21 protein-coding genes are annotated in these 26,775 nt (G+C 60.3%); 18 read left to right on the forward strand and 3 right to left on the reverse strand.

Annotation, left to right across the window (positions count from 1 at the left end):
* Positions 1-2 precede the first annotated feature (2 nt).
* The 7 genes from aroK (at position 3) to hemE (ending at position 14,451) form a co-directional block, all read left to right on the forward strand.
* Positions 3-521: a shikimate kinase AroK gene (gene aroK, locus ALP40_RS16780; protein WP_122209349.1), complete on the forward strand. Its 519-nt coding sequence runs from the start codon at positions 3-5 to the stop codon at positions 519-521.
* Positions 522-650: 129 nt separating this feature from the next.
* Entirely contained in the window at positions 651-1,754 is a 1,104-nt protein-coding gene (aroB, locus tag ALP40_RS16785) for a 3-dehydroquinate synthase (protein ID WP_122209350.1), read from the forward strand.
* 10 nt (positions 1,755-1,764) lie between these two features.
* Entirely contained in the window at positions 1,765-3,369 is a 1,605-nt protein-coding gene (locus ALP40_RS16790; protein ID WP_122209351.1) for an SPOR domain-containing protein, read from the forward strand.
* 358 nt (positions 3,370-3,727) lie between these two features.
* Positions 3,728-8,173, forward strand: a complete 4,446-nt coding sequence (gene gltB / locus ALP40_RS16800; protein WP_122209352.1) for a glutamate synthase large subunit — start codon at positions 3,728-3,730, stop codon at positions 8,171-8,173.
* A 121-nt stretch (positions 8,174-8,294) separates the two neighbouring features.
* Entirely contained in the window at positions 8,295-9,713 is a 1,419-nt protein-coding gene (locus tag ALP40_RS16805) for an FAD-dependent oxidoreductase (protein WP_024689070.1), read from the forward strand.
* Between the two features lie 284 nt (positions 9,714-9,997).
* Positions 9,998-13,216 carry a dermonecrotic toxin domain-containing protein gene (locus ALP40_RS16810; protein WP_122209353.1) on the forward strand — a complete coding sequence of 1,073 codons (3,219 nt, stop codon included), beginning with the start codon at positions 9,998-10,000 and terminating at the stop codon, positions 13,214-13,216.
* 167 nt (positions 13,217-13,383) lie between these two features.
* Complete coding sequence (gene hemE / locus ALP40_RS16815; protein WP_122209354.1) at positions 13,384-14,451, forward strand: uroporphyrinogen decarboxylase; 1,068 nt, start codon at positions 13,384-13,386, stop codon at positions 14,449-14,451.
* Positions 14,452-14,500: 49 nt separating this feature from the next.
* On the opposite strand, the gene ALP40_RS16820 is transcribed toward hemE, so the two are convergent.
* A complete protein-coding gene (locus ALP40_RS16820; RefSeq protein ID WP_122209355.1) occupies positions 14,501-15,769 on the reverse strand; it encodes an MFS transporter in 1,269 nt (422 codons plus the stop codon).
* A 116-nt stretch (positions 15,770-15,885) separates the two neighbouring features.
* Between ALP40_RS16820 and ALP40_RS16825 the strand changes: the two genes are divergently transcribed.
* Together ALP40_RS16825 and ALP40_RS16830 are read left to right on the forward strand one after the other, a co-directional pair.
* Entirely contained in the window at positions 15,886-16,770 is an 885-nt protein-coding gene (locus ALP40_RS16825) for a LysR family transcriptional regulator (protein ID WP_122209356.1), read from the forward strand.
* Between the two features lie 161 nt (positions 16,771-16,931).
* Complete coding sequence (locus tag ALP40_RS16830; RefSeq protein ID WP_122209357.1) at positions 16,932-17,705, forward strand: ParA family protein; 774 nt, start codon at positions 16,932-16,934, stop codon at positions 17,703-17,705.
* Between the two features lie 17 nt (positions 17,706-17,722).
* Here the strand turns inward: ALP40_RS16830 and ALP40_RS16835 are convergent, their stop codons facing one another.
* Entirely contained in the window at positions 17,723-18,118 is a 396-nt protein-coding gene (locus ALP40_RS16835) for a PAAR domain-containing protein (RefSeq protein WP_122209358.1), read from the reverse strand.
* 240 nt (positions 18,119-18,358) lie between these two features.
* Between ALP40_RS16835 and mdcA the strand changes: the two genes are divergently transcribed.
* The 9 genes from mdcA to madM all read left to right on the forward strand — a co-directional run bounded on the left by mdcA (position 18,359) and on the right by madM (position 25,666).
* A complete protein-coding gene (gene mdcA / locus ALP40_RS16840; protein ID WP_122209359.1) occupies positions 18,359-20,035 on the forward strand; it encodes a malonate decarboxylase subunit alpha in 1,677 nt (558 codons plus the stop codon).
* Complete coding sequence (locus tag ALP40_RS16845; RefSeq protein WP_122209360.1) at positions 20,035-20,925, forward strand: triphosphoribosyl-dephospho-CoA synthase; 891 nt, start codon at positions 20,035-20,037, stop codon at positions 20,923-20,925. Before mdcA ends, ALP40_RS16845 begins: the two co-directional genes overlap by 1 nt.
* 1 nt (position 20,926) lies before the next feature.
* On the forward strand, positions 20,927-21,226 hold the full coding sequence (locus tag ALP40_RS16850) for a malonate decarboxylase subunit delta (protein ID WP_122209361.1): 300 nt from the start codon (positions 20,927-20,929) through the stop codon (positions 21,224-21,226).
* Positions 21,219-22,070 (forward strand): biotin-independent malonate decarboxylase subunit beta, encoded by an 852-nt coding sequence (locus ALP40_RS16855; protein ID WP_122209362.1) that lies wholly within the window; start codon positions 21,219-21,221, stop codon positions 22,068-22,070. The genes ALP40_RS16850 and ALP40_RS16855 overlap by 8 nt, the downstream gene beginning before the upstream one ends.
* The gene (mdcE, locus tag ALP40_RS16860; RefSeq protein ID WP_122209363.1) at positions 22,067-22,867 is read left to right on the forward strand and encodes a biotin-independent malonate decarboxylase subunit gamma; all 801 of its coding nucleotides are present in this window, start codon (positions 22,067-22,069) and stop codon (positions 22,865-22,867) included. Before ALP40_RS16855 ends, mdcE begins: the two co-directional genes overlap by 4 nt.
* Positions 22,861-23,499 carry a malonate decarboxylase holo-ACP synthase gene (locus ALP40_RS16865; protein WP_122209364.1) on the forward strand — a complete coding sequence of 213 codons (639 nt, stop codon included), beginning with the start codon at positions 22,861-22,863 and terminating at the stop codon, positions 23,497-23,499. Before mdcE ends, ALP40_RS16865 begins: the two co-directional genes overlap by 7 nt.
* A complete protein-coding gene (gene mdcH, locus ALP40_RS16870; protein WP_122209365.1) occupies positions 23,496-24,431 on the forward strand; it encodes a malonate decarboxylase subunit epsilon in 936 nt (311 codons plus the stop codon). Before ALP40_RS16865 ends, mdcH begins: the two co-directional genes overlap by 4 nt.
* Before the next feature lie 69 nt (positions 24,432-24,500).
* Positions 24,501-24,896, forward strand: a complete 396-nt coding sequence (gene madL, locus ALP40_RS16875; protein ID WP_004880328.1) for a malonate transporter subunit MadL — start codon at positions 24,501-24,503, stop codon at positions 24,894-24,896.
* A 5-nt stretch (positions 24,897-24,901) separates the two neighbouring features.
* Positions 24,902-25,666: a malonate transporter subunit MadM gene (madM, locus tag ALP40_RS16880; RefSeq protein ID WP_122209366.1), complete on the forward strand. Its 765-nt coding sequence runs from the start codon at positions 24,902-24,904 to the stop codon at positions 25,664-25,666.
* A 46-nt stretch (positions 25,667-25,712) separates the two neighbouring features.
* Here madM and ALP40_RS16885 read toward each other — a convergent pair whose 3' ends face one another.
* Positions 25,713-26,642: a LysR substrate-binding domain-containing protein gene (locus ALP40_RS16885; RefSeq protein WP_122209367.1), complete on the reverse strand. Its 930-nt coding sequence runs from the start codon at positions 26,640-26,642 to the stop codon at positions 25,713-25,715.
* Between the last annotated feature and the right edge of the window lie 133 nt (positions 26,643-26,775).

Here is a 26,775-nt window from a genome sequence, read left to right on the forward strand (position 1 = left end):
CTGTGCGAAATTTAATACTTGTGGGGCCGATGGGTGCTGGCAAGAGCACCATCGGCCGTTTGCTTGCCAAAGAGTTGCGACTGCCGTTCAAGGATTCCGACAAGGAAATCGAGCTACGCACCGGTGCCAATATTCCCTGGATTTTCGACAAGGAAGGCGAGCCGGGCTTTCGCGACCGTGAGCAGGCCATGATTGCAGAGCTGTGCGAAGCCGATGGCGTTGTTCTGGCGACGGGCGGCGGTGCGGTCATGCGCAGCGAGAATCGTCAGGCGCTGCACGCCGGAGGGCGTGTGGTGTACTTGCATGCATCGGTTGAACAGCAGGTCGGCCGCACAGCGCGTGATCGCAATCGACCCCTGTTGCGCACCGCAGATCCGGCTCGCGTGCTGAGCGAACTGCTGGCCATTCGCGACCCGTTGTATCGGGAGATCGCCGACCTGGTGGTCGAAACCGACGAGCGGCCGCCCAGGATGCTGGTTCTGGACATACTGGCACGCCTTGCCGAGCTTCCTCCCCGTTAAAGCGCAGGCAAAAATGCGCTATCCTCGGCGACCATTAAAACAGCGACGGTACAGGGCACGCACGGCACAATGGCTGTCCTGACGCACCCAGGTGTGCAACCGCCCAATCGGCAATCAACGTGGGGACACATGCAGACACTCAAGGTCGAGCTTGGTGAGCGTAGCTATCCTATCCATATCGGCGAAGGCCTTCTGGATCAGCCTGAACTCCTGACCCCGCACATCGTCGGGCGCCAGGTCGCCATCGTGTCCAACACGACGGTTGCGCCGCTGTATCTGGAACGACTGACCCGCACGCTCGCTGGTTACAACGTTCTGCCGATCGTGCTTCCCGACGGCGAAGCGTTCAAGAACTGGGAAACCCTGCAAACCATTTTCGATGGCTTGCTGACGGCTCGTCATGACCGTCGCACCACCGTCATTGCACTGGGTGGTGGCGTGATCGGCGACATGGCCGGGTTTGCCGCCGCCTGCTATCAGCGTGGCGTGAATTTCATCCAGATCCCGACGACGCTGTTGTCGCAGGTGGATTCGTCGGTGGGCGGCAAGACCGGCATCAACCATCCGCTGGGCAAGAACATGGTTGGTGCGTTCTACCAGCCGGGCGTCGTGCTGATCGACACCACCTCGCTCAACACCCTGCCTGCGCGTGAACTGTCGGCGGGGCTTGCAGAAGTCATCAAATATGGTCTGATCTGCGACGAGCCGTTTCTGACCTGGCTCGAAGAGCATGTCGACGCGCTGCGCGGGCTGGATCAGGTGGCGCTGACCACGGCCATCGAACGCTCCTGCGCCGCCAAGGCGCTGGTGGTCGGTGCCGATGAGCGCGAGTCGGGTGTGCGGGCCACATTGAACCTGGGTCACACATTTGGTCACGCCATCGAGACGCATATGGGCTATGGTGTCTGGCTGCATGGCGAGGCGGTTGCCGCCGGTACGGTCATGGCGCTGGAAATGTCTTCGCGTCTGGGCTGGATCAGCACACAGGAGCGCGACCGTGGCATTCGTCTGTTTCAGCGTGCCGGGCTGCCTGTGGTGCCGCCGCAAGACATGACCGAGGCGCATTTCCTCGAACACATGGCAATTGACAAGAAAGTCATCGACGGGCGCCTGCGTCTGGTGCTGCTGCGTCAGATGGGTGAAGCGGTTATCACGGACGATTATCCAAAAGAAGTACTACAGGCCACTCTGGTTGCGGATTACCGCGCCCTGGTGGATCAGCTTAGAGGTTAACGGAATACCCATGACTAGTTTGCACGCCGACGAGGCCTTTCTCGGCCATTACCAGTTGAGTCATGACCCCTTTGCAGCGCGGGTACCTGGCTTCAAATTCTTTCCTGCCCAGCGCAAGCCTGTGCTGGGTCAGTTGCATCATCTGGCGCGTTACAGCCAGCTGTTGCTGGCGGTCACCGGGCCTCAGGGCAGCGGCAAGACCCTGCTGCGCCAGGCGCTTGTGGCCAGCACCAACAAGCAATCGGTTCAGAGCGTCGTGGTGTCTGCGCGCGGTGCCAGCGATGCGGCCGGTGTGCTGCAACAGGTTGCGCAGGCGCTGAGTGTTGCCCAGGCTGAAATGCAATCGATCCTGTCGCAGGTCGTTCAGCTCGGGCTGACGGGCCAGGAAGTCTACCTGCTGGTTGACGATGCGGAACAACTGGGCGATTCGGCGCTCGAAGCGTTGCTGGGTCTTGCCGCGGGCACGCCGGAAGGCCGTCCGCATGTGTTTCTGTTTGGCGAACCGTCGCTGCTCGATCGTCTCGATCAGCTGTGCGCCGAACTGCAGGGCGACGTTGAAGGCGAACGCTTTCACGTCATCGAGCTGCAACCTTACACGGAAGAAGAAACCCGGGAGTATCTGGCTCAGCGTCTGGAGGGTGCAGGGCAAGGAATCGCATTGTTTACTGCCGACCAGATCACCGATATCCATGAACAGTCCGATGGCTGGCCTGGGGCGATCAACCAGGTGGCCCGCGATTCAATGATCGAGGCGATGATCGCAAGTCGCTCTGCGGTCAAGCGTCCAAGTGTGGGGTTCAACATGCCGAAAAAACACGTATTGGCTTTGGGTGCAGTCGTGCTCGTGGCCGTGGCAGCCGCTGTGCTGATCCCGGGCCGTGGCGACAAGACTGGCGTTCCGGCCAATGATCCAGCCTCTGCCCAGGCGCAACTGCCTCTGGGACAGGGCACGCCGTCTGCACAGCAATCGAACAACGGTGGCCCGGCCATCGAATTCGCGGGTAATTCCCAGCCAATGCCGCTGCCCATGAACGGCAATTCACAGCCTGTAATGCGCGGTCCGCTGGCCGAAGCGGCAGGTTCTGGTGATACTGACGAAGACGCCGTGCCGATGGGGTCGCCTGCTCAGCCTGCAACGGTGACCACTACCGCCCCGCCTGCGGCGCAGACGCCACGTTCGTCCATCCCGGCACCCACGCCTGCTGCGCCCACTCCTGCTCCGGCTGCCAAGCCTGCGCCAGCTCCGACTCAGGTAGCGACGGCCAAACCGGCGCCGGCTCCGGCCGCCAAGCCAGCCGAAAAGCCTGCGGCTGCCAAGCCAGCTGCCGGTGGTAACTGGTACAGCGGTCAGGCGCCGGGTCATTATGTCGTGCAGATTCTTGGCACCAGCTCGGAAGCGACGGCTCAGGCCTATGTTGCCGAGCAGGGTGGCGAGTACCGTTATTTCAAGAAAACCCTGCAGGGCAAGCCCCTGTATGTGGTGACTTACGGTAATTTTTCTGACCGCGCTGCCGCCCTGGCGGCCATCAAGGTATTGCCAGCGAAGGTTCAGGCTGGTAAACCTTGGCCTCGTACTGTCGCCAGCATCCAACAAGAGCTCGGCGCCACTCGCTGAAGTCGCAGCGGCCCTATCCGGGCCGCTCACCCGGCAAACCTGACTCCACCCGCTTGAGCGCGTCGCCTTTTCGGGGCGCGCCTTGTGGCGTCTGCGTTACAAACGCTCCGCAGTCTCAGTCGCTCCAGTCAGAATTTTGATGAAATATTTTGACTACCACAGCGGCGCGCTTTAAACCTTCATAATTGCGACATTGATTATCGACCAATCGTCGTTAAGTTTGTGAGCACTTGTGTCGCTGTGTACAATGACTTCCGTTTTGCCTGTCCGAAGCCGGCGTACGTTCGGCGTGTCAGGTACTTGGTTGAATTAAAAGGAAATTTGCCTCGTATAGAGGCAGCCTGGTGAGAAAGTGTCTATGAAAGCAGGTCTGTACCAACCAGATGAATTCAAGGATAACTGTGGTTTCGGCCTGATCGCACATATGCAGGGCGAGCCCAGTCATCACCTGTTGCAGACGGCTATCCAAGCCCTGACCTGCATGACCCACCGTGGCGGTATCAACGCCGACGGCAAGACCGGTGACGGTTGCGGTCTGTTGATTCAGAAGCCCGACGCCTTCCTGCGCGCGACTGCCAAGGACCACTTTGGAGTCGATTTGCCGCGCCAATATGCCGTGGGCATGGTGTTCCTCAACCAGGACGACGCCAAGGCCGACGCAGCACGCGAGAACATGAACCGCGAGATTCTGGCCGAGGGCCTGGATCTGGTGGGCTGGCGTCAGGTGCCGATCGATACCAGCGTATTGGGTCGTCTGGCGCTGGAGCGTCTGCCGAAGATCGAGCAGGTCTACATTGGCGGCGAAGGCCTGAGTGATCAGGAATTCGCGATCAAGCTGTTCAGCGCCCGTCGCCGCTCGTCTGTCGCGAACGCGGCCGATGCTGACCACTACATCTGCAGCTTTTCGCACAAGACCATCATTTATAAAGGCCTGATGATGCCGGCCGATCTCACGGCCTTCTTCCCAGACCTGAGCGACGAGCGCCTGCAGACCGCGATCTGTGTGTTTCACCAGCGTTTCTCGACCAACACCCTGCCGAAATGGCCGCTGGCGCAGCCGTTCCGCTTCCTCGCCCACAACGGCGAGATCAACACCATTACCGGTAACCGCAACTGGGCACAGGCGCGTCGCACCAAGTTCACCAACGACCTGATGGAACTGGACGAACTGGGGCCTCTGGTCAATCGCGTGGGTTCCGACTCGTCGAGCATGGACAACATGCTTGAGCTGATGGTCACCGGCGGCATCGACCTGTTCCGTGGCGTGCGCATGATCATTCCGCCTGCGTGGCAGAACGTCGAAACAATGGACCCGGATCTGCGAGCGTTCTACGAGTACAACTCCATGCACATGGAGCCGTGGGACGGTCCGGCCGGTGTCGTGATGACCGAAGGTCGCCACGCGGTCTGCCTGCTTGACCGCAACGGCCTGCGCCCGGCGCGCTGGGTCACCACCAAGAACGGTTACATCACCCTGGCGTCTGAAATCGGCGTATGGGATTACAAGCCTGAAGACGTCATCGCCAAGGGCCGTGTGGGTCCGGGGCAGATTTTTGCGGTGGACACCGAAACCGGTCAGATCCTCGACACCGACGCCATCGACAACCGCCTCAAGTCGCGTCACCCGTACAAGCAGTGGCTGCGCAAGAACGCCTTGCGTATCCAGGCGACGATGGAAGACAACGACCACGGTTCGGCTTTCTACAACAGCGACCAGCTCAAACAGTACATGAAGATGTATCAGGTCACGTTCGAGGAACGTGATCAGGTGCTGCGTCCGCTGGGCGAGCAAGGTCAGGAAGCCGTGGGCTCGATGGGTGACGACACGCCAATGGCCGTGCTGTCGCGTCGTGTGCGCTCGCCTTACGACTACTTCCGTCAGCAGTTCGCGCAGGTCACCAACCCGCCGATCGACCCTCTGCGTGAAGCCATTGTGATGTCGCTGGAAATCTGCCTCGGTGCCGAACGCAACATTTTCCAGGAATCGCCTGAGCACGCTTCGCGCGTGATTCTCAGCTCGCCGGTCATTTCCCCGGCCAAGTGGCGTTCGCTGATGAACCTGGAGCGTCCGGGTTTCGAGCGCTACATCATCGACCTGAACTACGACGAGCAGATGGGGCTTGAAGCCGCTGTCCGCAACGTCGCCGATCAGGCTGAAGAGGCCGTGCGCTCCGGTCATACCCTGATCGTGCTGAGCGACCGTCACATTGCGCCGGGCAAGCTGCCGGTTCACGCGTCACTCGCCGTCGGCGCGGTCCACCATCGTCTGACCGAGCGTGGACTGCGTTGCGACAGCAACATTCTGGTTGAAACCGCGACCGCCCGTGACCCGCATCACTTCGCGGTACTGATCGGTTTCGGTGCTTCGGCGGTCTATCCGTTCCTGGCCTATGAAGTGCTGGGCGACCTGATCCGTACCGGCGAAGTGCTGGGCGACCTGTACGAAGTCTTCAAGAATTACCGCAAGGGCATCACCAAGGGCCTGCTCAAGATCCTGTCCAAAATGGGGATCTCGACCGTTGCGTCGTACCGTGGTGCACAGCTGTTCGAGGCCATCGGTCTGTCCGAAGAGGTTTGCGACATGAGCTTCCGCGGCGTGCCGAGCCGCTTGAAAGGTGCGCGTTTCGTCGACATCGAAGCTGAACAGAAAGCCTTGGCTGCCGAAGCCTGGAGCGCGCGTAAGCCGATCCAGCAAGGCGGTCTGCTCAAGTTCGTGTTCGGTGGCGAATACCACGCCTACAACCCGGACGTGGTCAGCACCCTGCAAGCCGCCGTGCAGCAGGGCGACTACACCAAGTTCAAGGAATACACCTCGCTGGTGGACAAGCGCCCGGTGTCGATGATTCGTGACCTTTTGCAGGTCAAAACCCTCGACCAGCCGCTGAGCATCGATGAAATCGAACCGCTGACCGAGATCCTCAAGCGTTTCGACTCCGCCGGTATTTCGCTGGGCGCGCTGTCGCCCGAGGCGCATGAAGCGTTGGCCGAGGCGATGAACCGCCTGGGCGCGCGCTCCAACTCCGGTGAGGGTGGGGAAGACCCTGCGCGTTACGGCACCATCCGCAGCTCCAAGATCAAGCAGATCGCGACAGGTCGTTTCGGTGTGACGCCGGAATACCTGGTCAACGCTGACGTGTTGCAGATCAAGGTTGCTCAGGGCGCCAAGCCGGGCGAAGGCGGGCAATTGCCGGGTGGCAAGGTCAACGGTCTGATCGCCAAGCTGCGTTATGCAGTGCCCGGCGTGACCCTGATTTCGCCGCCACCGCACCATGACATCTATTCCATCGAAGACCTGTCGCAGCTGATTTTCGACCTCAAACAGGTCAACCCTGCAGCGCTGGTCTCGGTCAAGCTGGTGGCGGAAGCTGGCGTGGGCACGATTGCAGCCGGTGTTGCCAAGGCCTACGCCGACCTGATCACCATTTCCGGTTATGACGGCGGGACCGGTGCTTCGCCACTGACCTCCATCAAGTACGCCGGTGCGCCGTGGGAACTGGGGCTGGCTGAAACCCATCAGACCCTGCGCGGCAACGACCTGCGCGGCAAGGTGCGAGTACAGACCGATGGCGGCCTGAAAACCGGCCTCGACGTGATCAAGGCAGCGATTCTGGGCGCCGAGAGTTTCGGCTTCGGCACTGCGCCAATGATCGCGCTGGGCTGCAAATACCTGCGTATCTGCCACCTGAACAATTGCGCCACCGGCGTCGCGACCCAGAACGAGAAGTTGCGCAAGGATCATTACATCGGCACCGTCGACATGGTGATCAACTTCTTCACCTACGTGGCCGAAGAGACGCGCGAGTGGCTGGCGAAACTGGGCGTTCGTTCGCTGGAAGAGTTGATCGGCCGTACCGACCTGCTGGATATCCTGCCGGGCGAAACCGAAAAGCAGCAGCATCTGGACCTGACCCCCTTACTGGGCAGCGACCATATTCCAGCCGACAAACCTCAGTTCAGCCTCATCGAGCGCAACCCGCCCTTCGACAAGGGCCTGTTGGCCGAGAAAATGGTGGAACTGGCCAAACCGGCCATCGAGAGCCTCAGTGGCGGCGAGTACGAACTGGACATCTGCAACTGCGACCGCTCGATCGGCGCACGGATTTCCGGCGAGATCGCCCGTCTGCACGGCAACCAGGGCATGAACAAGGCACCGGTCACGTTCCGTTTCAAAGGCACTGCCGGTCAGAGTTTCGGTGTGTGGAACGCAGGCGGTCTGAACATGTATCTGGAAGGCGACGCCAACGACTACGTCGGCAAGGGCATGACCGCTGGCAAGCTGGTCATCGTGCCGCCCAAGGGCAGCCCGTTCAAGACCAACGAAAGCGCGATCATCGGCAACACCTGCCTGTACGGCGCGACTGGCGGCAAGCTGTTCGCGGCGGGCACGGCGGGTGAGCGTTTCGCGGTGCGTAACTCCGGTGCCCACACCGTTGTGGAAGGCACGGGCGATCACTGTTGCGAATACATGACCGGTGGCTTCGTCTGTGTGCTCGGCAAGACCGGCTACAACTTCGGTTCCGGCATGACCGGCGGTTTCGCTTATGTGCTGGACCAGGACAACACGTTCGTTGACCGCGTCAATCACGAGCTGGTTGAAATCCAGCGCATCAGCGGCGAGGCGATGGAGGCTTATCGCACTCACCTGCAGACCGTGCTGAACGAGTATGTCGCGGAAACCGACAGTGAATGGGGTCGCAACCTTGCGGAAAACCTGGACGACTACCTGCGTCGCTTCTGGCTGGTCAAGCCCAAGGCTGCCAACCTGAAGTCGCTGCTCTCCAGCACCCGGGCCAACCCGCAATAAGCGCAACTGCACGCGGCGTGAGTCACGCCGCACGACCACAGCAGTGCGCGAATGCCTGCGAACATGATTTCCTGCAGCTTCAGGGCTACTCCCTGAAGCTGTCGTGTAGAGGTTCTAGAAAATGGCCGAGCGTCTAAGTAACGACTTTCAGTTCATCGATGTCGGGCGTAAAGACCCGAAGAAAAAGCTGCTGCGCCAGCGCAAGAAAGAGTTCGTGGAGATCTACGAACCGTTCAAGCCCCAGCAGTCCGCCGATCAGGCGCACCGCTGCCTGGGATGCGGTAACCCCTATTGCGAATGGAAGTGCCCGGTGCACAACTTCATTCCCAACTGGCTCAAGCTGGTCGCCGAGGGCAATATTCTGGCGGCGGCCGAGCTGTCTCACCAGACCAACACCCTGCCGGAAGTCTGCGGCCGCGTGTGCCCCCAGGATCGTCTGTGCGAGGGTGCCTGCACCCTGAACGACGGTTTCGGTGCGGTGACCATCGGTTCGGTCGAGAAGTACATCACCGACACCGCATTCGCGATGGGCTGGCGTCCCGACATGTCCAAGGTCGTGCCGACCGGCAAGCGCGTGGCAATCATCGGCGCAGGACCTGCGGGCCTGGGTTGCGCTGATGTGCTGGTGCGTGGCGGCGTGACGCCGGTCGTGTTTGACAAGAACCCTGAAATCGGCGGTTTGCTGACCTTCGGCATTCCCGAGTTCAAGCTTGAGAAGACCGTACTGAGCCATCGTCGTGAAGTGTTTACCGGCATGGGCATCGAATTCCGCCTCAATACTGAGGTGGGCAAGGACGTCACCATCGATCAGTTGCTCGAAGAGTACGACGCGGTGTTCATGGGCATGGGCACCTACACCTATATGAAGGGCGGTTTTGCCGGTGAAGACCTGCCGGGCGTACACGATGCGCTCGACTTCCTGATCGCCAACGTCAATCGCAATCTGGGCTTCGAAAAGTCGCCTGAAGATTTCGTCGACATGAAAGGCAAGCGGGTGGTGGTGCTGGGCGGCGGCGACACGGCGATGGACTGCAACCGCACCTCGATCCGTCAGGGCGCCAAGTCGGTGACCTGTGCCTATCGTCGCGATGAAGAAAACATGCCGGGTTCGCGCAAGGAAGTGAAGAACGCCAAGGAAGAAGGCGTGAAGTTCCTCTACAACCGCCAGCCCATCGCCATCGTCGGCGAAGACAAGGTTGAAGGCGTTAAAGTGGTCGAGACCCGTCTCGGCGAGCCTGATGCCCGTGGCCGTCGCAGCCCCGAGCCGATTCCGGGTTCCGAAGAAATCATCCCGGCCGACGCCGTGGTCATCGCTTTCGGTTTCCGTCCAAGCCCGGCGGCATGGTTCGAGCCGTTCACCATCAACACCGACAGCCAGGGTCGTGTGATTGCGCCTGAGCAGTCGCAGTACAAGCACCAGACCAGCAACCCTAAAATCTTCGCCGGTGGCGATATGGTTCGCGGGTCCGACCTGGTGGTTACAGCCATCTTCGAAGGCCGTAACGCGGCTGAAGGGATTCTGGATTACCTGGGCGTTTGAGTACGACGTGCCGAGTCATCACGTTTTGACATAACTGCGACTTGGCTTGGCGACACACTTTCCGATTGACGCCGTCCCGTCCGGGGCGGCGGCTGCAGACCTGAAACCCCCTTTTTTCCATGTGGACATGATGTGCGCAGGCACCCGCGTGTCCAAAGAATTTTTTGCGTGCTGTTTCGGCGCCCTTTTCCTGTTCGCTTAAGACGCTAGGATCCTGCGCTTTCACCGGGAGTTCATCCTCAGGATCGATCTTCTGTCACCCATGTCGCTATAAGGAAATAGCCATGTTGAAAGCAGCACCTCTGGGCAAGCTCGCCGTGTCCTATGATCAGCAGTCTTTGGGAACGAAGTGGTTTTCACCCAGCACCGTCGCAGTACGTGAACACCGAGCCCGTGAGCGGGCAGACCGGATCACGGAACAGTTCGTTACCCGCTTCAAGGAAAGGGACTACATCCCTGATGGCGGCGATAACGCGTTATTCGCCTTGCTGGTCCAGTTGCCGGACTGGCCTGCGGACTTATCCATCAATGTGGTGGACGAAGATGGCGAGCCGCTCGCCATTTACCTCAAGGGCCGAGATGGGCGCGTGGTCCGGCACACAATTCTGTTGGCTCAGAGCGGCGATGACAGCTATGTCGCCCCGGGAAACGTTTCCGTGTCCGACGAGGAGTCACTGCTGCAACTGGTGCTCAGCCAGCTCCCTGCCGGTTCGACCCTTGCGACGGGCGGCGATTTTCCAGGCAGCGCCAGCATGGCGGGGCGGATCGTGACCCTGCGTGAGCAGGTCGCCGGACTCGCGCTGACGCAGCGCCCCTTGCTGTTCGATGCCTTGTTGGCAGATTGCTACGCCACCAAAGATCAGTCTCCCGCCAGTCTGCCCAATCCCTTCCTGCCATTTTGGTCGCGCTCGCAAGCGCAACTCACCCCGCTCTTGAGCATGTTGCATGTACTAAGCCCTGAAGTGCCGCTTGGACGCCTTGAGGAACTGCTGGAGCGTCTACCCGTGTCGACAGAGGAGGAAGCTGTCTTTTTGGAAAGCGGCCTTCTGCCGGATCCTTTCGTCGAAGCCATGAGTATTTCGCTGGGCGAGTGGAGTTGCAGTGTTGCTATCGATGGCGTGTTACGTACCCGAATCTACAATCCTCATGCCGATCTGCTGGCGCGTGAGTGTGCCCGTCAGATGCTGGCCAACAGGCTGGGGCGCGAACTGGTGATCCTCGAAGCTGGCATGGACAAGCATGTACCAACCGGGCCTGACGATTCACGTGTCGTGTTGCTGCATGATGACGCTGGTAATTACCGTGCCCTGCACCCTGTCAGCGGGGAGATTACTGAGTTCAAAAAGGGCACCGACAGTTTCTATATGGCGATCAGTTCGCTGTTACAGCCCCATGAGCGCTCGCTCATGGGTATGCAGTTCGAGCATGACGTGGAAGGGTTTCGTCACACCCTGACCTTACGCGCCATTGAGGAAAATGGGGGCTGGTTCGACCCGCAGAAACCGACCGAGATCGACAGCGGTTTCTTACCGGAATGGTTCAAGGACGCCTCAACGCACGACCGGCTCAGTTGGAAGACCGCAGTGCAGGATTACAGCCAGGCACTGCTTGAGGCGCAGGCGCCTGACCTCCTTGATCCGCAGTTGTATGGCTCACGCGAACAGCTTCGTAAATATGCCCGCGAAAAGCTTGAAGAGCGCATTGCGCTTGATCACGGCATTGCGGTGAACGCTGATGAGATCGTGGTTGAAACCATCCACAGTGAGATGAATGCAGGCGGGTTTTTTGACACCGATTATGTGTACGTCGGCCCTTCGGAAGTAGAAACGCATTACACCGCACAGCGCCGAAGTCTTACGGATTTGTGCCTGGAAAACATTACGGTCACCAACATCAATTTTCTGCTGACCAGTCGGGCATTCGACAGCGATGACCGACTGATCGGTTTTCTCAATGCCGGGTATCTGTTCAGGCTGGTTCGTGACTTGGATATCGGCGAAGACTATCCAAGGTTTCTCCGTTTCAACTTGTCGACCTCGCCGTCGGGGCAATGGCACCGGGAGCGCTATGCGCGTGTCATGCAGGCCCAGATGCGGCTGGATGCGATCGAAGCGCGGATGGCCGGTGATTTTGTGAACGGCGGCGGATTGCCCTCGGAACGGGCGCACAGAAGTTACAAATGGGTCACGGCCGTTCTGAACAATCCGTTAAATGATCACCGTCGTGAACGTGTGGAAGGGCATCCTGTTGAAGTGCATCGGCTCCAAATCAATGGCGCTGCCTTGAGAGGAATACTGGTGATCGGGACAGCGTCGCGCGCAAGCGTGGCGTCGCTCGTACTTTTTACGCCACAGGCCCCCGACGGCAAGTGCTTTCGCGAGCTGAGCAATCCTGATGATCTGCTGCGTCAGGTTCTGCATGAGCCAGTATTACTCGATTACCTGGTGAGCAGGGCTGCGCTGTCCTCCCGGTCGGATATTCGGCATGCATTGACGGCTGCCAGACACAGCCTATACATGGATCTGGTGCCTTGCGTCGGCAATTTTCTGGAAGCGGTCTATGACGCCGAAGTGGAATGGGTCGTTGAGGCTGTCGATGAACAAACCACCAGCACTTGGGAGAGCAACTGGGAAAGTGTGTGGGAAATCACCCGCACCGTAGGTGAGTTCGCGCTCACATTCGCTCCGTTCAAGGTAAGGCTGCCCATCGCTGCAATCCGCAGTTTTCATGCGATATGGCAAGGCATCGAGAAGGCCGCCGACAATGACACAAATGCTTCGCTGTATTTCGTTCAGGCAGCGCTGTTGCTGGCCGACGGGTTGACGCTGCCTAAGGGTCGACGTGTGAAACCTGCCAGCGCCACGTCTTCCGGTTTTCCTGTTCTTGATCCCAGCCAAGCCTTGTTGAAAACACCCGCAGGGCTGACGTTGCGCGGCGACGGTATTTACAAAGGTGTGTACGAAAAAATTCAGGAAGGCGCGGCAGCCCGCTACTACACCGTCCAGGCAGGCAAAGCCTACGCGGTGCGGTATGACAGTAGTTTTTCAACATGGAGGGTGATTGACGCAAGGCGGCCTGACGCTTATTACCAGATGCCGATCCGCCTCAATGAGCAGGGTAGTTGGACTTATGCCCCGGTAGGCTTGCGTGGCGGGAAAAAAACATCCAAAGCCAAGCCTTCCGACGGTTCCGGCGATAAAGGCGGCTCAAGCGCTGGCGGCGCAAAAAAGCTGTTTCAGTTGGATCTCGACAACTTTTTTGAAGGCAGCGCTTTCAGGAAAGCCCAGAAAAACATTGAGGGCGATCTGACGGTTGCCGTAAAAAAAGCCGTTGAGCGCTATAGGGTGGAAGGAAAGGGCAACCTTCATCCCTCCAAGCATGGACTTTACTCGCTGGATCTTCCCGGGGTCGGGCGCAGTACGGGGCGCGGTGCATGGCGCCTGATGTTCGAGCCACCCAAAAACGGCGTCATGAAAGCCTATGGTGTGATGGACCCGCACTGACGGGCCTATGCCTCACCTAAACAGCGCTTCTGGCAAGGCGATGGCAGCACGTGTGTAACGCTGCATTACCGCTACAAATCGAGACGATAGATAAAAGGCACGGCTCTTGCCGTGCCTTTTGCGTCGCGCTCTGAGAAAATGCCCGCACTTTTATAGCGGATGCCCACATGACTGCCCTGAAGAACGACCGTTTCCTGCGCGCCTTGCTCAAGCAGCCCGTGGACGTGACCCCTGTCTGGATGATGCGTCAGGCAGGCCGCTACTTGCCGGAATACCGCGCCAGCCGCGCCAGTGCCGGTGATTTTATGAGCCTGTGCAAGAACCCGCAGTTCGCCTGTGAAGTCACGCTGCAGCCATTGGATCGCTACCCGCTGGACGCTGCGATTCTGTTCTCCGACATTCTCACCATTCCCGATGCAATGGGCTTGGGCCTGTACTTTGAAACCGGCGAAGGTCCGCGCTTCAAGAAAACCGTCAGCACCCTGGCCGACATTGAGGCGTTACCGATCCCTGATGCGCAAAAGGATCTGGGCTATGTGATGGATGCTGTCAGCACCATCCGCCGCGAACTCAATGGCCGTGTTCCGCTGATCGGCTTCGCCGGCAGCCCTTGGACACTTGCGACCTACATGGTCGAGGGCGGCTCGTCGAAGGATTTCCGCAAATCCAAGGCGATGCTTTACGACAACCCGCAGGCCATGCACCTGTTGCTGGACAAGCTGGCACAGTCGGTGACCAGCTACCTCAATGGCCAGATCCTGGCGGGCGCGCAAGCGGTACAGATTTTCGACAGCTGGGGCGGAAGCCTGTCGTCGGCGGCTTATCAGGAATTCTCTCTGGCTTACATGCGTAAAATCGTCAACGGTCTGATCCGTGAGCACGATGGGCGCAAGGTTCCGGTGATTCTGTTCACCAAAGGCGGCGGGCTGTGGCTGGAAAGCATTGCCGATGCCGGAGCGGACACACTGGGCCTGGACTGGACGTGCGACATCGGCGAAGCGCGTCGCCGTGTCGGCAGCAAGGTTTCATTGCAAGGCAACATGGACCCGACCGTACTCTACGCACGTCCAGAAGCCATTCGCCAGGAAGTCGCCCGCATCCTCGCCAGCTACGGTAGCGGCACGGGCCACGTGTTCAACCTGGGGCACGGCATCACCCCGGAAGTCGATCCGGCCAACGCGGGTGCGTTTATTGAAGCGGTACATGAGTTGTCGGCGCAGTATCACCAGAACTGAGTAATCGCCCTTTGACCGTGCCCACTTGAGTGGGCGCGGCCATCGTCAGTCAGCCTCTTCCCGCCAGCGGTTGCAGCCTGGCCAGCCGCCACGCCACACCCAGCGCCATTACCAGCAATACGGCAATGAACAGCCCGATGCCGTTCCAGCCTGCGTAATGCCAGAAAACGCCACCCCCGGTTCCCGCCACGCTTGAGCCTGCGTAGTAGCAGAACAGGTACAGCGATGTCGCCTGGCCCCGGGCGACGGTTGCCCTGCGGCCTACCCAACTGCTGGCTACCGAATGAGCGCCGAAGAAGCCGAAGGTGAACATCAATACGCCCGCCACAACGACAGGCAGCGCGGTGAACAGGGTCAGGCTCAGGCCCAATAACATCAGAACGATGACCGCCCACAACACGCGGCGACGTCCCAGACGATCCGCCAGTGCGCCAACCTTTGCCGAGCTGTAAATGCCCGAGAGGTAGACCACCGAAAAGACGCCGACCACTGCCTGGCTCAAGTTGTACGGTTCGCTCAACAACCGATAGGCGATGTAATTGAACAGGGTGACAAACGCGCCCATCAGCAGGAACCCGGTCAGAAACAGCAGCGGCAGGCCCTTATCGCGAAACTGCACCACGAAACCGTCCAGCAAGCTGCGTGGGTGCAAGGAGCGAGCGCGGAAGTTGCGCGATTGCGGCAGGATTCGCCAGAACACCGCTGCCGCGATCAAAGCGAGGCCCCCGACTGCCAGCATCGCCGCGTGCCAACTGACGTAATCGATCATGACACCGACGATCAGCCGACCGCTCATGCCCCCGACCGCGCTACCCCCGATATAAAGCCCCATCGCCAACCCCAGGTGGGTGGGGTGGATCTCTTCGCTGAGGTAGGTCATGGCCACGGCAGCAAGGCCGCTCAACGACAGGCCGACCAGTGCCCGTGTGACCAGTACGCCTTCCCAACTTGGCATCAATGCGCTGGCGATGGTGAATAGCGAGGCGCAGAACAACGCCATGACCATTACCGATTTTCGCCCCAGCCGGTCAGAAATCGGGCCGGTGATCAGTAGGCCGATGGCGAGCATTGCCGTGGCCACCGACAGGATCAGGCTGCTCTGGGCCGCCGTGATCGAGAACTCCTGAGAGAGCATCGGCATCATCGGTTGCACGCAATACAGCAATGTAAACGTTGAAAAGCCGCCAGCGAACAGCGCCAGCGCCGTGCGTTTGAACAGCGGTGTATTTTTCTCGATGTAAGTGTCACCCAGCGGGACGGATGCCCCGGCGGGTGAGGTGTCTGGATGAAGGGAAGAGGGAGCGACGGCAGGGTTCACGGTAAACCTCGGAGCACGGTCAGGCAGGCAGTGAAAAAATCATATAGCTGGCTAATGATTCAATCCAATATATTGTTCGACTCGTTTGATAGGTAAAACGACTTGATAGGGCTTTTATGGAACTGCGCCACCTGCGTTACTTCATTGCTGTCGCAGAAGAACTGCATTTCGGTCGAGCGGCTATGGCTCTGGGTATTTCTCAACCCCCTTTGAGCCAGCAGATTCAGGCGCTTGAGCAGGAACTGGGCACGCGTCTGTTCGACCGCACAAACCGGCGTGTCGAACTGAGTGATTCGGGGCGTTTGTTTCTTGAAGAGGCGCGTCTTGTACTGGCACAAGTCGACAAGGCCGCAGACGTGGCACGGCGTGCGCAACGGGGTGAGTTGGGTGAGCTGAAAATCGGCTTTACGTCGTCTGCACCGCTGACATCGAACATCCCGGAGGCGATTTTCGCCTTTCGCCAGGCTTACCCGAATGTGCATCTGGACCTGGCGGAAATGACCAGTCAGCAGGTGGCGCAAGGTCTTGAGGACAAAAGCATCCAGGTCGGCATCATGCGGCCGCTGGAATTACCCGACTCACTGGTGGTGTTCGAACTCTTGAACGAGCCGCTGGTGGCGATCATGCGTGCCGATCATCCCTTGGCAGCAGGGAGTGAGGAAGGCATTCAGATGGCGGCGTTGGCGGCCGAGCCATTCGTGTTCTTTCCCCGCACTTACGGCAGTGGTATCTACGGTCAAGTCTTGAGTCTGGCCCGTGCGGCAGGGTTCAACCCGCTCATCACCCAGGAAGCAGGGGAGCCGATGACCATTATTGGCCTGGTCGCCGCAGGGCTCGGCGTAACGGTACTGCCTGCGCCGTATCGCAGAATGCGTATCGATGGGGTTGTTTACCGCAACCTGCTGGATGCGGGTGCTACCAGCCCTGTCTGGCTGGTGACGCGAAAGGATGAGCAGTCGGCGATGGCCAAGGCGTTTTTTGAGCTGGCAACCAAAGGGTAGCGGCGGGCCAGGCCTGTTTTCGCAAGGTAGGCTCGGGTCTGGCAGATAGAGGCCGTTTTTGCGGTAAGCTCGCCGTTGTCATGTGCATCGCCTAGACTCGACCGCTTGCAAGGCCTTATCGGTCAGTCCTGTCATTTCCAATCTTTCAAGGAATTCAAAGCATGCGTCGCGTCGTATTCAATCAGAAGGGTGGTGTCGGCAAATCGAGCATTGCCTGCAATCTGGCTGCTGTCAGCGCTAACGAAGGCTATCGGACCCTGTTGATCGACCTTGATGCTCAGGCGAACTCTACCCAGTACCTCACCGGTCTCACCGGCAATGACATCCCGATGGGGATCGCAGAGTTCTTCAAGCAGACGCTGTCCTCGGCACCCTTCGGCAAGAAGAATCATGTCGACATCTACGAAACACCTTTCGACAATCTGCATGTGGTGACCGCCACGGCAGAGCTTGCCGACCTGCAGCCAAAGCTTGAGGCCAAGCACAAGATCAACAAGCTTCGCAAATTGCTCGATGAGCTGAGCGAGGACTATGAGCGTATCTACCTGGATACACCGCCTGCGCTCAATTTCTATGCGGTTTCTGCGCTGATCGCCTCCGATCGCGTATTGATCCCGTTTGACTGCGACAGCTTCTCCCGGCAGGCGCTCTACGGGCTGTTGCGGGAGATTGACGAGCTGAAAGAGGATCACAACGAAGCGCTGCAGGTAGAAGGGATTATCGTCAATCAGTTCCAGCCGCGTGCCAGTCTGCCTCAACAGATACTGGACGAACTCATTGCCGAGGGTCTGCCGGTACTGCCTGTCTACCTCAACGCTTCGGTGAAAATGCGTGAATCACACCAGGCTAACCTGCCGTTGGTTCACCTTGATCCACGCCACAAACTGACTCAGCAGTTCGTGGACTTGCATCATTTGCTGGAAACCAACGCCTGAACGTGATGCGCCTGTTGTCACGCACTCGGCTGGATTTCAGGCAACTGATAAGTGCCGCTCTGAAGTGAGTGCGTCAGGCCCTCGGCACGCAGGCGAGCCTTCATGCCCAACTCGTCAGGGAGATTGATGGCGGCGTCCATGTCGGCCTGGAATTTTTTCTGCGAGGCGATCAATCGGTTGCTGCCGGGCGCACAACCGCATTCAACTGCGTGTCCGTGGGTGGCAACGGCCACCAGCTCATCGATGTAGGTTGGGTTCCCCTGGGCGATGAAACCCACACTGTCGCATGCCGGGCACCAGACGGGATCGCCCATGCGAGCCACGCGTACCATGTCGATGTACACGCTCGACGATGTATTCAATACAACGCCGTCGCTCGTGGTCGGATCACCTTCCCTGACTAAAAATGGCATGTGCTGACTCCTTTGGATTGTGGGGAGCCCAGATGCTAGGTGCAAAAATCATCCGTTGGGGGGCTGAAAAGCGGTTAAAGACCGTTCCTACAAGAAAGTCATCCATGCGTTGGGAAATGTAGGGACAGGATTATTAACGCGAACGTTACTCCAGGCGTAATGATCATGCGGTCTGCTTGATTGATGCGTTGCCTCGATCACTCCTAAGGTGACCCACGACAGCGAATTCGTGGAGCGATCATGACAACAACAACTTCCCCCGACGCGCGCTGGACGCGTCGCCGCACCGAGAAGCAGCGGCGGCTCGAGCAGGTGCGGGCCTTGGCTGATGGCGTTGTGCTGCCAACCGACAAGATCGTCGCGGCGCTAGAGGCCTTGCTGGTGTCCGGTGATCGCGTGGTGCTTGAGGGCAATAACCAGAAGCAGGCCGACTTTCTGTCTCGTGCGCTGGCGAAGGTCGACCCTGCCAAGGTCCACGACCTGCACATGATCATGCCCAGCGTTGGGCGTTCGGAGCACTTGGACCTGTTCGAGCAGGGCATCGCTCGCAAACTGGATTTCTCTTTCGCCGGCACGCAAAGCCTGCGCATCAGCCAGTTGCTGGAAGACGGCCTGCTGGAAATCGGCGCGATTCATACCTACATCGAGCTGTATTCACGACTGGTGGTCGATCTGATCCCCAACGTGGTGCTGGCGGCCGGCTTTATGGCCGACAAGGCGGGCAATATCTACACCGGTCCGAGCACCGAAGACACCCCCGCGCTGATTGAACCGGCGGCCTTCAGTGATGGCATCGTCATCGTGCAGGTCAACCAACTGGTTGACGATGTCAGTGACCTTCCGCGTGTGGACATTCCGGCGTCGTGGGTCGATTTCGTGGTCGTCGCCGACAAGCCGTTCTACATCGAACCCCTGTTCACTCGCGATCCGCGCCATATCAAGCCGGTGCATGTGTTGATGGCGATGATGGCTATCCGGGGCATTTACGAGAAACACAATGTCCAGTCGCTGAACCACGGCATCGGCTTCAACACCGCTGCCATCGAGCTGATCCTGCCGACATACGGCGAGTCACTGGGCCTCAAAGGCAAGATCTGCCGCAACTGGACGCTCAACCCGCACCCGACCCTGATCCCGGCCATTGAAAGCGGCTGGGTCGAAAGCGTGCATTGCTTCGGCACCGAACTGGGCATGGAAAACTACATCGCTGCGCGCCCGGACGTGTTCTTCACCGGGCGCGACGGCTCGCTGCGCTCAAACCGGCAACTGTGCCAACTGGCCGGACAGTACGCGGTGGACTTGTTCATCGGCGCGACGTTGCAGGTGGATGGCGACGGGCATTCCTCGACCGTGACCCGAGGCCGCCTGGCCGGTTTCGGCGGTGCGCCGAACATGGGCCATGACCCGCGTGGACGCCGCCACGCAACCCCGGCCTGGCTCGACATGCGCCAGCAGACCGATGACGGCCCGGCCGCCTATCTGGAACGCGGCAAGAAGCTTGTAGTGCAGATGGTCGAAACCTTTCAGGAAGGCGGCAAACCGACTTTCGTCGAAACCCTCGACGCTGTGGAAGTGGCCCGTAAGAGCGGCATGGCGCTGGCACCGATCATGATCTACGGCGATGACGTGACCCACCTGCTGACTGAAGAAGGCATCGCCTATCTCTACAAGGCGCGCAGTCTGGAAGAGCGTCAGGCGATGATCGCTGCCGTGGCAGGCGTGACAGCCATCGGCTTGCGCCACAACCCCAAAGACACCGCCCGTATGCGCCGCGAAGGCCTGATCGCCTTGCCCGAAGACCTCGGCATTCGTCGCACGGACGCCAGCCGCGAGTTGCTGGCGGCGAAAAGCATCGCCGATCTGGTCGAGTGGTCTGGCGGCCTCTACAACCCGCCTGCCAAATTCAGGAGCTGGTGATGAGCGCACTTCAACGGACACCGCAACCCGTTTCGCTGGCCGAGCATCTGGCTGATCTGGCCGTCGATGCGCTGATGGACGAAGCCAACCTGTCGCCCAAGCCCGCATTGGTAGACCGTCGTGGTAACGGCGCACACACCGACCTGCACCTGGGGTTGATGCACGCGTCTGCGCTGTCGCTATGGCCGACGTTCAAGCTGATGGCCGAGGCCGCTGCGCAATTTGAAGCTCTCGAACAACCGCTGCGTGAAGAGCTAGGTCGGCTGGGCCGCGAAGGTGAAGCCGCAATGCTGCGCACCACCGGCGGCGTGAACACCCATCGCGGCGCGATCTGGGCATTGGGGTTGCTGGTGACGGCGGCGGCGCTGGACGTCACCGATTGCACGCCCGCTGCGGTTTGCCAGCGAGCTGGCCGTCTGGCGCTGATCGAGGATCGGCAGGTGGCCATTAACCGCAACAGCCACGGCAGCGTGGTTGCCCGTCGCTACGGTGTGATGGGGGCTCGCGAACAGGCGCAACAGGGTTTTCCTGCGGTGATGCATGCCGCGCTGCCGCAATTGCGACGCAGCCGTACGGCGGGCAGTGGCGAGCAGAATGCGCGCCTGGACGCGCTACTGGCCATCATGACCACGCTGGCTGACACCTGCGTGCTGCATCGCGCCGGGCCTGAAGGTTTGCAGGCCATGCAACAGGGCGCTCAGCGCGTGCTGGACGCCGGTGGCAGCGCCAGTTTGGCCGGACGTCGTGAGCTGCATGAGCTTGATCAGCAACTGCTGGCCCTCAACGCCTCGCCCGGCGGCGCTGCCGACCTGCTGGCGGCCTGCCTGTTTATCGATGGTCTTGAGCCTGCGCTCGGCCATGCGTCGAGTCCTGCACCGAGGAGTGCCTGATATGGAAACCCTGTCTTTTGAATTCCCCGCCGGACAGCCGCCTAAGGGGCGTGCTCTGGTGGGCTGCGTCGGCTCGGGCGATCTGGAAGTGCTGCTGGAGCCCGGTCAGCCGGGCAAGCTGACGATTGAAGTGGTGACCTCGGTCAACGGTGCATCGCTGCGCTGGAAGCACTTGTTCGAACGCATGTTCGACGGTCAGAACCCGCCTGCGTTGAGCATCGACATTCACGACTTCGGCGCGACACCCGGTGTGGTGCGGCTGCGCCTGGAGCAAGGTTTCGAGGAGGTCGGCCATGACTGATACCGCTCGCTTGTTGAATCAACACAGTTTCATCGAGCTTGGCGCCCGTCAGCGTGCCCGTGCCTTGCTGGATGCGGGCACTTTTCGCGAGCTGATCGATCCTTTCGACCGTGTCATGTCGCCGTGGCTGGCCCGTCAGGGCGTGGTGCCACAGGCCGATGATGGTGTCGTGGTCGCCAAAGGCACCGTTGACGGCTTGCCGGTGGTGATCGCGGCCATCGAAGGCTCGTTCCAGGGCGGCAGTATGGGCGAAGTGGGCGGCGCGAAAATGGCTGGCGCACTGGAGCTGGCCGCCGAAGACAACCGCAACGGCATCCCGACCGCCGCCATCGTGCTGCTGGAAACCGGCGGCGTGCGTTTGCAGGAAGCTAACCTGGGGCTGGCCGCGATTGCCGAGATTCATGCCGCGATCGTCGATCTGCGTCAGTACCAGCCCGTGATTGGTGTGGTGGCAGGCAGCGTCGGTTGCTTTGGCGGCATGTCCATCGCGGCAGGGCTGTGCAGCTATCTGTTGGTGACTCAGGAAGCACGCCTTGGTCTGAACGGTCCGCAGGTGATCGAGCAGGAAGCCGGGATCGAAGAGTACGACTCCCGCGACCGGCCGTTCATCTGGAGCCTGACCGGTGGCGAGCAGCGTTTCGCCAGTGGTCTGGTGGACGGTTTTGCTGCCGATGACGTGGCGGCTATCAAGCAACAGGTTGGCGCCTGGCTCAAGCAGGGCGTGCCTGCCAAACATCGCAGCGGCCAACATGCGTTGTTTCTGGAGCGGTTGGCGAATCTGGACACTGCGTCGCAGATCGATCCGCAGACCGTCCGCACCCTCTTGCAAGGAGTCCGCTCATGAGCGTTCAACAACGGGGTTTGAACTGGTTCAACGCACTGAGCGCAGGCGCCACGCCGGTCGGCGGTCTGCCTGCCTCGCTTAAAGTAGCCGACGGCAGGCTGGGCGAACAATCCGTGCGCTTTCTCGCGGTGGTGGCCGATCCGGACAACCGCTTTCCTCGGGCGCGCCAGGGCGAAGTGGGCTTGCTGGAAGGCTGGGGCCTGGCCAAGGCGGTGGATGAGGCTATCGAGCTGGACCGTGAGCGGCCTGACAAGCGTGTGTTGATCGCCATCGTCGATGTGCCGAGCCAGGCCTACGGCCGTCGCGAAGAAGCGCTCGGCATTCATCAGGCGTTGGCGGGGGCAGTGGACAGTTATGCGCGGGCTCGTCTGGCAGGTCATCCCGTTATCGGGCTGCTGGTCGGCAAGGCGATGTCGGGTGCATTCCTGGCTCACGGTTATCAGGCCAATAGACTGATCGCCCTGCGTGATCCGGGCGTGATGGTGCATGCGATGGGCAAGGCGTCGGCGGCCCGCGTCACCCTGCGCAGTGTCGAAGAGCTGGAAAAGCTCGCGTCGACGATCCCGCCGATGGCCTATGACATCGAGAACTACGCCAGCCTCGGGCTGCTGTGGGAAACCCTGTCGGTCAGCCAGATTGAACAGCCGGGCGAGGACGATCTTGCTCAGGTGCAAGACGTGCTGAACAGCGCGATCAAGGACGTGAAAGCCGTTGGCACTGATCTGAGCAGCCGTTTGGGCGCCAGCAACCGAGCGGCATCGGCCTACGTGCGTCAACTGCTGCGTGCGCAGTGGTGAGTAACCGGTCGCCGGCCGTGCTGCCCCACGATTTGTTGTGGGGCATGCCGCTGTCCGCCTTGTCGGAAAACGCGCCCGACTGGGCCGTCGAAACGGTGCTGGCCGGTCAGCCGGTGGTGGTGCGCCGTCAGCAGGTTGCGGCGGGTCATGTCGCAGTCGGCTTGCGTGGCCGTGCCCGGGAACAGCGTTACGCGGCGATCATGTCCAGAACGGATATCGTGTGCCGGGTCAGCCCCGAGCAACTGGTGAATCTGGTCGATGGCTGCCTGCACGACTGGCCTGCACTGATGGCCTTGCGTCTGGTTCGTCCGGTCATGGATTCGCTGGAGCTGAACTGGGGCGTGGGTGGCAGTGCCGGGTTTGAATTGGCCAGCGGCTTTGCAGCGCTGCATCAGGACAGCGATCTGGATTTGATCCTGCGCACGCCGCAGCCTGTCGCGCGATGCTGGGCTGCCGAGCTGGTGGAAGCGCTGGAAACATCCGTCTGCCGGATCGATGTTCAGTTGCAGCTCGATCAGGGCGCCGTGGCGTTGCGTGAGTGGGCAGGGCCATCGGGGCGGGTCCTGCTCAAGGGCGCTGGCGGCGCTCGACTGGTTGCCGATCCCTGGCTGTTGGCCGAGGTGTGCGCATGAGCAGCTTTTGGGTGTTCCCCGGCCAGGGCGCTCAGCAGGCAGGCATGCTGCATCAATTGCCGGACGATCCAGCCGTTGCCGAGTGCCTGAGCCAGGCTTCGGCTGCGCTGAGTGAAGACGTCATGGCGCTGGACACCGCTCAGGCGCTGCAATCGACCCGCGCCGTTCAACTGTGCCTGCTGATCGCGGGCGTGGCCAGTGCCCGGTTGTTGCAGGCGCGTGAATGCAAACCTGATTACGTGGCCGGGTTGTCCATCGGTGCCTACCCGGCTGCCGTCATCGCCGGTTCGCTGGCGTTCGACGATGCGGTGCGTCTGGTGGCGTTGCGCGGTGAACTGATGCAGAGCGCCTACCCCGAAGGCTACGGCATGACGGCAGTCATCGGCCTGGATCAGACGTACGTCGAGACGATGATCGCTCAGGTTCATACGGCTGACACACCGGTCTTTCTCGCCAATATCAATGCCGACAATCAGCTCGTCATCGCGGGCAGCGCCGAGGCCATGCATCAGGTGGGTCGGTTGGCGAAAAGCGCAGGCGCGGCCGCCATCAAGCGGTTGGCCGTCAGCGTGCCGTCGCATTGCTCGCTGCTTGAAAAGCCGGCGCAGACACTGGCCGAAGCATTCGCCAAGGTCGACATCAGGAGGCCGAACCTGCGCTACCTCAGCGGCAGCTCCGCTCGGCCGGTGATGGACGCTGAAAAGCTGCGTGACGATCTGGCGTTCAACATGTGTCGGGTCGTGGATTGGCGCAGCACCGTGGAAACCGCCTATGAGCGAGGCGTGCGCCTGCAGATCGAATTGCCGCCCGGTGCCGTGTTGACCGGACTGGCGCGCCGGGTGTTTGAACAGGGAACCGCCGTGGCCTTTCAGGCGGCGCGCGTGGACAGCCTGGTCGCGCTATCGCGAGAGGAGGGCGCCCGTACCCTATAGAGACGCCGTGCAGCTGCTACGAAGGACAAAAACAACAACTTCAGCAATGCAAACAGAGGAATAACAACAATGATTATTTACGGTGTGGCGTTTTTGGCGTTTTGTACCCTGGTGGGTATTTTTATTGGCGAAGTGCTCGGCAAATTGATCGGCGTGCCGGCCAACGTTGGCGGTGTCGGTATCGCCATGTTGCTGCTGATCGGACTCGGCAGTTATCTGAGCAAACGCGGCCTGTTCAAGGGCAAGACCGAACAGGGCGTCGAGTTCTGGAGCGCGATTTACATCCCGATCGTGGTCGCAATGGCTGCCCAGCAGAATGTTTATGGTGCTCTAAAGGGCGGCCCGATGGCGATCCTCGCTGGCACGCTGGCGGTGGTGGTTGCCTTCGCGATGGTTCCCGTGCTGACACGCATGGGCAAAGGCCAGACTGAAGTGCCTGCTGCCCCTACCAAGACGGCGGGGTAAGGGCCATGTACGAGTCCATGATTAAAGTCATCACCAGTTACGGGCTGATCAGCGGCTTTGCGGTGATTGGCATCACGATGTGGTTCTCCTATTGGGTTTCGAACACCTTCACCAAAGGTCGCCTGCACGGTTCGGCCATCGCCATCCTGCTGGGGCTGGTGCTTTCGTACGTCGGCGGCGCGATGACCGGCGGGCAGAAGGGCGTCGTCGATCTGCCGTTGCTCTCCGGGATCGGCTTGCTGGGTGGCGCGATGCTGCGGGATTTTGCGATTGTCGCCACGGCCTTCGGCGTCAACGTCAATGAGCTCAAGCGTGCAGGGTACGTGGGTGTTCTGTCGCTGTTTGTCGGCATTGGCACCTCGTTCATCGCCGGTGTCGCGGTTGCCACTGCGTTCGGTTATACCGACGCGGTGAGCCTGACGACCATTGGCGCAGGGGCTGTGACCTATATCGTCGGCCCTGTTACCGGTGCGGCCATCGGGGCCAGTTCCGAGGTCATGGCGCTGTCCATTGCGGCGGGATTGATCAAGGCGATTCTGGTGATGATCGCGACCCCCTTCGTGGCACCGTTCATTGGGTTGAACAACCCGCGCAGCGCGGTCATTTTCGGCGGGCTGATGGGGACGTCGAGCGGCGTGGCGGGCGGGCTGGCGGCAACCGATCCGAAGCTGGTGCCTTATGGCTGCCTGACCGCTGCGTTCTATACCGCGCTGGGCTGCCTGCTGGGGCCGTCGCTGCTGTTCGTCATCATGCGCGGGCTGTTGGGTTAGCCTGTGCGGGCCTCAGGCGCAGGCGTGCGCTTGAGGCAGGTTGCGCTTAGGTCGAATGCGGCTCCAGCAACCGGTTCGCATACATCCTGCATTCCGCCACCAGCGCCAGCAGGTTGGGGTCGCGCTCCTTGGATTTGAGAAAGACCATGCCGATGTGCTGCTGCATCCGGTAGCGCTGTTGCAGCCGGATCAGCCGCACGCGGTTCTCGTACACCGCTGCAATTCGGCCGGGCAGCAGCGCATAGCCTACGCCGGAGCTGACCATGCTTAGCAGCGTGAAGATGTCGTTGACCTGCATCGCCACCTTGGGTTCGAAGCCTGCCTGTTTGAATACGCGAATACCGTCGCGGTGGGTGGCGAAGCCCTGGGTCAGGGTGATGAAGGTCGCTTCGCGCAAGTCGCTCAGGTCCACTTCGCTGTGTTCGGCAAATGGCGAATCGGTGGGCACGGCCAGAAAGATATCGTCGGAAAACAGCGCCAGATGTTCGCAGTCCGGGTCATTGGTGCTTTCGTCCAGCGCCACCAGCATCGCGTCGACTTCCATGTTCTTGAGCTTGTAGAGCAGGTCGATGTTGGAGCCCAGAATCAGGTCGATATTCAGCTCGCTGCGGCGAATCTTCAGGCCCATGATCAACTGCGGCACGGTCTTGACCGTCAACGAATACAACGCCCCGAGCCGAAAACGCGCGGCCGAGAAACCGGCAGCCTGGCGGGTCAGTTCCACAGTGGCGATCACGTCCTGAATCAGCTTCTGCGCGCGCTCTTCCAATACATAGGCACTTTCCAGTGGCGTCAGGTTGCGGCCTTCATGTTTGAACAACGGGCAGCGCAGGGCACTTTCCAGCGAATGAATGGCCCGATGCACGCTGACGTTGCTGGTCTGCAACTCCGCTGCTGCGCGGGCCAGATTGCCGGTTCGCATGAAGGCCAGGAAGATTTCCAGCTTCTTCAGGGTGAGTTCGTCATCGATCTGCATGGCGTGGTGCTTGTCAGTGAGGTGGTGGGATTGTGCACAACTCACTCAAGATTGGCTGCCTGAAATATCTGTCACCGACAGACATGTTGCACTTTGTTTCAATAACCGGGAGCCTCTGCAATCAACGTCTTCG

It is taken from the genome of Pseudomonas viridiflava (assembly GCF_003702045.1).
In the GTDB taxonomy this organism is placed as follows: Bacteria; Pseudomonadota; Gammaproteobacteria; order Pseudomonadales; family Pseudomonadaceae; genus Aquipseudomonas; species Aquipseudomonas viridiflava_C.

Bases quoted from the DNA above. Each gene is read 5' to 3' on its own strand.
- aroB (WP_122209350.1), top strand. From the start codon at position 651: ATGCAGACACTCAAGGTCGAGCTTGGTGAGCGTAGCTATCCTATCCAT.
- ALP40_RS16790 (WP_122209351.1), top strand. From the start codon at position 1,765: ATGACTAGTTTGCACGCCGACGAGGCCTTTCTCGGCCATTACCAGTTG.
- gltB (WP_122209352.1), top strand. From the start codon at position 3,728: ATGAAAGCAGGTCTGTACCAACCAGATGAATTCAAGGATAACTGTGGT.
- ALP40_RS16805 (WP_024689070.1), top strand. From the start codon at position 8,295: ATGGCCGAGCGTCTAAGTAACGACTTTCAGTTCATCGATGTCGGGCGT.
- ALP40_RS16810 (WP_122209353.1), top strand. From the start codon at position 9,998: ATGTTGAAAGCAGCACCTCTGGGCAAGCTCGCCGTGTCCTATGATCAG.
- hemE (WP_122209354.1), top strand. From the start codon at position 13,384: ATGACTGCCCTGAAGAACGACCGTTTCCTGCGCGCCTTGCTCAAGCAG.
- ALP40_RS16825 (WP_122209356.1), top strand. From the start codon at position 15,886: ATGGAACTGCGCCACCTGCGTTACTTCATTGCTGTCGCAGAAGAACTG.
- ALP40_RS16830 (WP_122209357.1), top strand. From the start codon at position 16,932: ATGCGTCGCGTCGTATTCAATCAGAAGGGTGGTGTCGGCAAATCGAGC.
- ALP40_RS16835 (WP_122209358.1), bottom strand. From the start codon at position 18,118: ATGCCATTTTTAGTCAGGGAAGGTGATCCGACCACGAGCGACGGCGTT.
- mdcA (WP_122209359.1), top strand. From the start codon at position 18,359: ATGACAACAACAACTTCCCCCGACGCGCGCTGGACGCGTCGCCGCACC.
- ALP40_RS16845 (WP_122209360.1), top strand. From the start codon at position 20,035: ATGAGCGCACTTCAACGGACACCGCAACCCGTTTCGCTGGCCGAGCAT.
- ALP40_RS16850 (WP_122209361.1), top strand. From the start codon at position 20,927: ATGGAAACCCTGTCTTTTGAATTCCCCGCCGGACAGCCGCCTAAGGGG.
- ALP40_RS16855 (WP_122209362.1), top strand. From the start codon at position 21,219: ATGACTGATACCGCTCGCTTGTTGAATCAACACAGTTTCATCGAGCTT.
- mdcE (WP_122209363.1), top strand. From the start codon at position 22,067: ATGAGCGTTCAACAACGGGGTTTGAACTGGTTCAACGCACTGAGCGCA.
- mdcH (WP_122209365.1), top strand. From the start codon at position 23,496: ATGAGCAGCTTTTGGGTGTTCCCCGGCCAGGGCGCTCAGCAGGCAGGC.
- madL (WP_004880328.1), top strand. From the start codon at position 24,501: ATGATTATTTACGGTGTGGCGTTTTTGGCGTTTTGTACCCTGGTGGGT.
- madM (WP_122209366.1), top strand. From the start codon at position 24,902: ATGTACGAGTCCATGATTAAAGTCATCACCAGTTACGGGCTGATCAGC.
- ALP40_RS16885 (WP_122209367.1), bottom strand. From the start codon at position 26,642: ATGCAGATCGATGACGAACTCACCCTGAAGAAGCTGGAAATCTTCCTG.